General features: G+C 72.1%; 6 protein-coding genes. 2 read left to right on the top strand and 4 right to left on the bottom strand.

What is annotated here, in order from left to right:
• Positions 1 to 26 precede the first annotated feature (26 nt).
• The 3 genes from EST54_RS32735 to EST54_RS32725 form a co-directional block, all read right to left on the bottom strand.
• Entirely contained in the window at positions 27 to 1,058 is a 1,032-nt protein-coding gene (locus EST54_RS32735) for a rod shape-determining protein (RefSeq protein ID WP_006605802.1), read from the bottom strand.
• A 186-nt stretch (positions 1,059 to 1,244) separates the two neighbouring features.
• Positions 1,245 to 1,856, bottom strand: a complete 612-nt coding sequence (locus EST54_RS32730; RefSeq protein WP_129251315.1) for a hypothetical protein — start codon at positions 1,854 to 1,856, stop codon at positions 1,245 to 1,247.
• 176 nt (positions 1,857 to 2,032) lie between these two features.
• A complete protein-coding gene (locus EST54_RS32725; RefSeq protein WP_129251314.1) occupies positions 2,033 to 2,992 on the bottom strand; it encodes a TetR/AcrR family transcriptional regulator C-terminal domain-containing protein in 960 nt (319 codons plus the stop codon).
• A gap of 169 nt (positions 2,993 to 3,161) precedes the next feature.
• Here EST54_RS32725 and EST54_RS32720 point away from each other — a divergent pair, with 169 nt between their 5' ends.
• Positions 3,162 to 4,898: an MFS transporter gene (locus EST54_RS32720; protein WP_129251313.1), complete on the top strand. Its 1,737-nt coding sequence runs from the start codon at positions 3,162 to 3,164 to the stop codon at positions 4,896 to 4,898.
• Between the two features lie 113 nt (positions 4,899 to 5,011).
• Here the strand turns inward: EST54_RS32720 and EST54_RS32715 are convergent, their stop codons facing one another.
• On the bottom strand, positions 5,012 to 5,443 hold the full coding sequence (locus EST54_RS32715) for a MarR family winged helix-turn-helix transcriptional regulator (protein ID WP_129251312.1): 432 nt from the start codon (positions 5,441 to 5,443) through the stop codon (positions 5,012 to 5,014).
• A gap of 87 nt (positions 5,444 to 5,530) precedes the next feature.
• Between EST54_RS32715 and EST54_RS32710 the strand changes: the two genes are divergently transcribed.
• Entirely contained in the window at positions 5,531 to 6,550 is a 1,020-nt protein-coding gene (locus EST54_RS32710; RefSeq protein ID WP_129251311.1) for an NADP-dependent oxidoreductase, read from the top strand.
• Positions 6,551 to 6,731: the final 181 nt, after the last annotated feature.

Below are 6,731 nucleotides of genomic sequence, written 5' to 3'. Positions count from 1 at the left end.
GATGGGGGCGGGCCGGGGCCGCTTCCCTAGGGGGCCATCGGGTCGAGGTGCAGGGGCTGTACTTTGCCCTCGATCATGGCGCCGAGCCCCATGACGGCGCAGATGTCGGGGCGGTCCGCGGTGTGCACCGGCATGGTCGTGGCCTGATGGATCATCGGCTCCAGGCCGGGGATCAGGGCGCTGCCGCCCGCGAGCACGATGCCGCGCTCCCCGAGGTCGGCCACCAGGTCCGGTGGGCAGCGCCGCAGGACGGCCCCGATGGCGTCGAGGATCGCGGTCAGCGGGGTGGTGATGGCATCCCGTACCCGCTCGGTGTCGACATGGACGGAGCGCGCCATGCCGCTGACCAGGTCCCGGCCGTGCACCTCGGTGGAGCCGGGGGTAAGACCGTCGCCCCCGGAGAGCACCATCTGCAGCGGACGGACGGCCTGACCCGCCAGCATCAGCTCGTGGTGCAGCCGCAGATGCTGGATGACCGCATGGTCGATGGCGTTGCCGCCCACCGGCACGGTCTCCGCCGCCACGATCGAACCGAGGGAGAGCACCGCGACCTGCGTGGTTCCCGCGCCGCACACCATGATCATGGTGGCCTCGGGCTGTTCGACCGGCAGCCCCGTCCCCACCGCGGCGGCGACCAGGGTGTCGACCAGCTCCACCCGCCGCGCCCCCAGCCCGGTCAGCGTCTCCACGGCGGCCCGCTGCGCCAGCGGCTCGCTGCCGTGCGGGAGGCAGACCGCGGCCCGCGTCGAGGGACGCCGCCGCCAGGTCTTGCGCAGCTTGTCGCCGACCAGGGTGCGCAGCAGCCGTTGCGCCATGTCGATGTCGACGATGGTGCCGTTCGAGACCGGGCGCACCACCCGGATGTAGTCCGGGGTGCGGCCGTCCATCACTTCCGCCTGGGCGCCGACCGCCAGCAGCGCCCCGGTACGGGTGTTGATGGCCGCGACGGTCGGTTCATCCACGACCAGCCCCTGGTTCTTCACATACACCCTGGTCCGGGCGGCGCCGACGTCGATGGCGGCCGAGCAGCGGCGCAATTGGGCGAGGCTGATGTTCATGGGTGATTCCTCCCCGACGGGCCGGTGTGGACGGAGCGCTCGGGCGGCCCGTTCGCGAGGAGCCGCTGTGCGTCATCCTCCGGTCGCACGCGGCCGGCCGCCTGTCGGGAGGTCCGCTCGGGGGACGGGTGACGAGGGGTTGCGGCAGCGGAGTGAGGCGGCGCGGCGAACCCCCGCGGCTGGCGCTCAGCCGGTCAGCCGCTGGTACAGACCCCAGGTGAATTCGGGGACAATGTCCTGCGGGGTGCCGTCGGGTCCGGGGGCGGTACAGGCCAGGCGCCAGCGGGTGGGGGCGCTGCCCTCCATCGGGCGGGCCGGGGCGAAGGCGCGGGCGACCTCGTCGACCGTGCAGGACCAGGGCCGTAGATCCGCGGTCGTACGCAGGTCAGGGGCGGTGGCGCCGGGTGCCCGGATCAGCCAGGCGTTCCAGACGGTGCCCCGGCCGGCAGTGAGGACCTCGAACCGGAGGCCGGGCCAGAGCGGGACGGGCCAGGTCACGGCCTCGCAGGTGAGATCGCCGATCCGGCGGGGGGCGACGGTCTCGGGGGTGCCGAGCAGCGCACGATAAGGCTGGATGCCGCCGGGCGCCCGCGGGGCGTGCATCCGTGCCTGCCACCGGCGGTTGGCCTCGCGCAGGTCCGCGCGGGAGACCTCCAGGGTGCGCAGCGCGTCCTCGACCAGGCCCGGGTGGTGGTCGGCCATCCGGCGCAGCAGCACGAGCTGGAAGGCGACCGGGCCCGGCAGCCCGGAGGGGGTCCCGGGGCCGGCGGGCGGGTCGTTGTCAGGGGTACGGTTCATGAGGGACATGGTGGTGGACGGCGGGGCGCGGTGGGACGGGGCCGGCTCGGCGGGCTCGGCGGGCTCGGGGCGGCTGTTGTAGGGGATCGGACGGTGGTGGGGGCAGCGCGGTTTGGAGTTGGCCGGCCCGGCCGGGCTCTCGTCGGGAAGACAGCCGCCGGGCTCTCGCCGGGAGTTCAGCCGGCGCCGTCGGATCCCGCGGCCTGCCGGTCGATCAGTGTCGCCATCCCGTCCAGGAGGCGGGCCAGCCCGAACTCGAAGATCGACTCCAGGTTCACCACGCCGTCGTCGGCCCCCGAGATCCCCGCGTACATGGGGTACGAGCCCGAGGTGAGAATGCCCTCGAACACCGGCTCCATGGCCGCCATCCACTGGTTCTGGTCCAGGCCGGTCTCCTGCTCGGCCTCCAGATCGTCCTCGAAGCCGGCGGCGGTGGCGAGCACGTGGTTCAGCAGCGTGATGGCCATGTGGATCAGCGTCACCGGGTCGATGCCGGTCACCCGCGCCATGGTCCACTCGATCAGTGCCATCGCCCGCGGCATCGGCTGCGGCCGGGTGATCGACAGGTACTGCGCCAGCCAGGGGTGGCGCCGGTAGAGCTCCCATTGCAGCCGTGCCCCCGCCTCCATCCGCGCGCGCCAGCCGTCCGGAGCGGGCTCGGGCAGCTCGATGCCGGCGAACGCGGCCTCCGCCATCAGCAGCACCAGTTCGTCCTTGCCGGCCACATGACGGTAGAGCGCCATCGACGACACCCCGAACTCGGCGGCGACCCGGCGCATCGACAGCGCCCGCAGCCCCTCGGCATCGGCGACCCGGACCCCGGCCCGTACGACGCTCTCGCGGCTCAACCCGCGGTCCGTCTCGCGCGGGCGCCGCTCCCGCGGGGCCGCCGCGCCCGTGGCCCGCGGCGACGGCGGCTCGGCGACCACCGTGCCCACCCCCGGTACGGCCCGGACCAGGCCCTCCTGACGCAGCGTGGTGAGCACCTTGGTGGCGGTCGCCATCGCCACGCCCCACTCCTGGGTGATCCGCCGGGTCGAGGGCACCCGGTCGCCCGGCGCCAGCTCGCCGGTGTCGATACGGCGCCGGATCTCGTCGGTGATCCGGCGGTAGGGCGGCGGAGCGGGCTGTGCCACGGGATGGCCTCCGTACTAGTGCACTAGGGCGGTTTCGCTGCATCGAGGGTAACAGTGGGCGGTCCCGCCAGGGGTCTCCCCGCCCCAGTGCACTAGTGTGACGAACGCCCAATTCCCTTACTGGGCCTGCTGTTTGCGCCGTAAGCACTGCCTGTTTACCGTGTCACCCATGTCGTTTACCTCGTACACATCGCCATCCCCCTCGTCGTCGCCATCGCGGGCCGGCCGCCGGGAGTGGACCGCCCTGGGCGTCCTTCTGCTGCCCTGCCTTCTCGTCTCGATGGACGTCTCGGTGCTCTACTTCGCGGTGCCTTTCCTGACCGCCGAACTGGAGCCCAGCAGCGTCCAGCAACTGTGGATCCTGGACGTCTACGGCTTCGTGCTGGCCGGCCTGCTGATCACCATGGGCGCCCTGGGCGACCGCATCGGCCGCCGCAAGCTGCTGCTGTCCGGCGCCCTCCTCTTCGGCCTCGCCTCCGGGTGCGCTGCCTATGCGCAGAGCGCCGGCATGCTCATCGCCGCACGGGCGTTGCTCGGCGTCGGCGGCGCGACCCTGATGCCGTCCACGCTCGCCCTGATCCGCAACCTCTTCCATGACGCCAAGCAGCGCGGCAAGGCGGTCGCGATCTGGTCGGCCGCGGTGACCGGCGGCATCGCGATCGGTCCGGTGCTCAGCGGCGTACTCCTGGAACACTTCTGGTGGGGTTCGGTGTTCTTGATGAACGCACCGGCGATGGTGCTGCTGCTCGTCTGCGGGCCGCTGCTGCTCCCGGAGTTCAAGAACCCGGCTGCCGGGCGCTTCGATCTGACCGGCTCGCTGCTGTCGCTGCTCGCGATGCTGCCGGCGGTCTACGGCATCAAGGAGATCGCCCGCGACGGCGTGGCGGTGCTGCCCGTCCTCGCCCTGGTCGGCGGCCTGTTGGCCGCCGCGGCCTTCGTCCACCGCCAGCGCACCGCCCGCCATCCGATGCTGGACCTGGCGCTGTTCCGCAACCGCGGGTTCAGCGTCTCGGTGCTGCTGAACCTGCTGGCGATGTTCGCCATCGTCGGCTGCGCGGTGTTCTTCACCCAATACCTGCAGTCCGTACGGGGCATGAGCCCCATGGAAGCGGCACTGTGGAACCTGCTGCCCACCCTTGCGGTGGGCGGGATGGCCCCGGCGGCCACGGCGCTCGCCCAGCGGATCGACCGGGCCTGCATCATCGCCATGGGATTCGCCGTCGCGGCCGGCGGTTTCGTCTGGCTGTCCTGGCTGGAGCCGGGCTCGGCCCTGTGGTTCGTCCTGGTCGGCTCGTCGGTCTACGCCTCGGGCCTGGTGATGGTGATGTCGCTCGGCAACGAAATGGCCATCGGCCTCGCACCGCCCGAGCGGGCCGGTTCCGCCTCGGCCGTACTGGAGTCCGGCACCGAACTGGGCGGCGCGCTGGGCATGGCCCTCCTGGGCAGCATCGGGAGCGCCGTCTACCGGAGCGGCATCGGCGACGCCCTGCCCACCGGCCTTCCCCCGGCGGCGTCCGGCGCGGCACGGGAGACGCTGGCCGGCGCCCTCGCGGTGGCCGCCGAACTCCCGGGCCGGGCCGGCGGATCCCTGCTGACCGCGGCCCGTACGGCGTTCACCGACGGGCTGCAGACGGCGGTGCTGGTCGCCGCGGGCGTGATGGCCTGCGCCGCGGTACTGGCGCTGACCCTGCTGCGGGGGCTCGGTGCGGGGGGAGTTGCGGGGGAGGCGGACCGCGGTGGGGCGGCGGACGAGGCCGGGGAGGTGGACGACGCCTGGGCGGCGGGTGATGCCGGGGCGGGGGACGCTGTAGGAGCCGTCGGTGGTCCGCGGTCCGACGTCGTGACGGGTGGTGCGGAGCCGGTCGGTGGAGCGGGGGCCGGCGCCCGCGGAACGGCCCTTGGGTGACGGCGAATGCGGCGGTGCGGGGCGCCGCTTCAGCCGCTGGTCCGCACGGGGCCCCCGCCGGTCCGCACGGGGCTCCCGGTGGTCCGTACGGGGCCCCCGCCGGGCCTCCGGTTTCACTCCGGTGCGACGCCCAGCATTCGCTGTAGCAGTTCCTTGAGCAGCGTCCGTTCGGTGACCGTCAGCCGGCCGAGGGGTTCGCGCGCGAAGCTGAGTGACGTACGCAGCGCCTCGGCCGTCCGTGCGCCCTCGTCGGTCGGGGCGGCGAGCTTGATGCGGCGGTCGGCCGGATCGGGGCGGCGCTCGACCAGGCCGCGGGACTCCAGGCGGTCCACGATGCCGGTGATATTCGACGGCTCGCACTTCAGGCACTGGGCGATCTTGCGCATCGGCAGCGGTTCGAGGGAGAGCAGCCTGAGCACCCGGGCCTGCGCGCCGGTGAGGGAGTGCTCGGCCGCGGCGTGCTCGTACTCCTCGTAGTAGCGGGCGACGACGGTGCCGATGAGATCGACGACCTCGACGGTCAAGGAGTCTGCGCGCGGTGTCATGCACAGCAGGATACCCAATTGCTTGACAACGTGAAATATCGAGGAGCATCATTGTTTCAGAACCTGAAGCATTAGGAGGATCGCGCTATGTCCGCACTGCCCACGACCGGTCGCGAATGGCACCTCGTCGCCCGCCCCCACGGCTGGCCCACCCCTGAGGACTTCGCGCTGCGCGAGGCCGCGGTGCCCGAGGTCGGCGAGGGCCAGATCCTCGTCCGCACGAAGCACTTCTCCGTCGACCCGTACATGCGCGGCCGGATGAACGATGTGAAGTCCTACGTCCCGCCCTTCCAGCTCGACCAGCCGATGGACGGCGGCGCCGTCGGCGAGGTCATCGCCTCGCGCGATGACTCCGTGGCCGTCGGCGACCATGTGCTGCACGGCTCCGGCTGGCGCGAGTACGCGGTCCTGGACGCCAAGCGCGCCGCCAAGGTGGACCCGTCGCTGGCTCCGCTCACCGCCTACCTCGGCGTACTCGGCATGCCGGGCCTGACGGCATACGCGGGGCTGCTGGAGGTCGCCTCCTTCAAGGAGGGCGACGCCGTCTTCGTGTCCGGTGCGGCCGGTGCCGTGGGCAGCGAGGTCGGCCAGATAGCCAAGCTCAAGGGCGCCTCCCGGGTCATCGGCTCGGCCGGCTCCGACGAGAAGGTCAAGCTGCTGGTCGAGGAGTACGGCTTCGACGCCGCCTTCAACTACAAGAACGGCGATGTCGGTAAGCAGCTCAAGGAGGCCGCGCCGGACGGCATCGACGTCTACTTCGACAATGTCGGCGGTGACCACCTCGAAGCGGCCATCAGCTCCCTCAACGTCCATGGTCGCGCCGCCATCTGCGGCATGATCTCGATGTACAACTCCACCGAGCCGACCCCGGCGCCGCGCAACCTCGCGATGGTGATCGGCAAGCGGCTGCGTCTGCAGGGCCTGCTGGTCAGCGATCACGCCGCGCTGCAGCCGCAGTTCGTCGAGGAGGTCTCCGCCTGGATCCGCTCCGGCGAGCTGAAGTACAGCGAGACCAAGGTGGCCGGTATCGAGAACGGCGTGGAGGCGTTCCTGGGCCTGCTGCGCGGTGAGAACACCGGAAAGATGATCGTGAGCCTCACCGACTGACGGCCAGCGGAGCGGACCGACCGACGGCCGATGGGGGCGGACTGGCCGACCGACGGCCAGTGGGGCCTCGTCGACTGACGGGCGGCGGGGTCGGACCGACTGGCGGCCGGAGCAGCCGGTGGGGCGGGGGAGGCAGCAGCTGAGGTGCTGAGGTGGCTGCCGCCCTGCTCCTTGGGCGGGT

The organism is Streptomyces sioyaensis (assembly GCF_004122735.1).
Taxonomy (GTDB): domain Bacteria; phylum Actinomycetota; class Actinomycetes; order Streptomycetales; family Streptomycetaceae; genus Streptomyces; species Streptomyces sioyaensis.
The sequence above is the reverse complement of the archived record's forward strand: the minus strand, read 5'-3'. Positions and strand labels throughout refer to the sequence as shown.

Excerpts from the sequence above, each read along its gene's own strand:
- EST54_RS32735 (WP_006605802.1), bottom strand. The coding sequence starts at position 1,058 with ATGAACATCAGCCTCGCCCAATTGCGCCGCTGCTCGGCCGCCATCGAC.
- EST54_RS32730 (WP_129251315.1), bottom strand. The coding sequence starts at position 1,856 with ATGAACCGTACCCCTGACAACGACCCGCCCGCCGGCCCCGGGACCCCC.
- EST54_RS32720 (WP_129251313.1), top strand. The coding sequence starts at position 3,162 with ATGTCGTTTACCTCGTACACATCGCCATCCCCCTCGTCGTCGCCATCG.
- EST54_RS32715 (WP_129251312.1), bottom strand. The coding sequence starts at position 5,443 with ATGACACCGCGCGCAGACTCCTTGACCGTCGAGGTCGTCGATCTCATC.
- EST54_RS32710 (WP_129251311.1), top strand. The coding sequence starts at position 5,531 with ATGTCCGCACTGCCCACGACCGGTCGCGAATGGCACCTCGTCGCCCGC.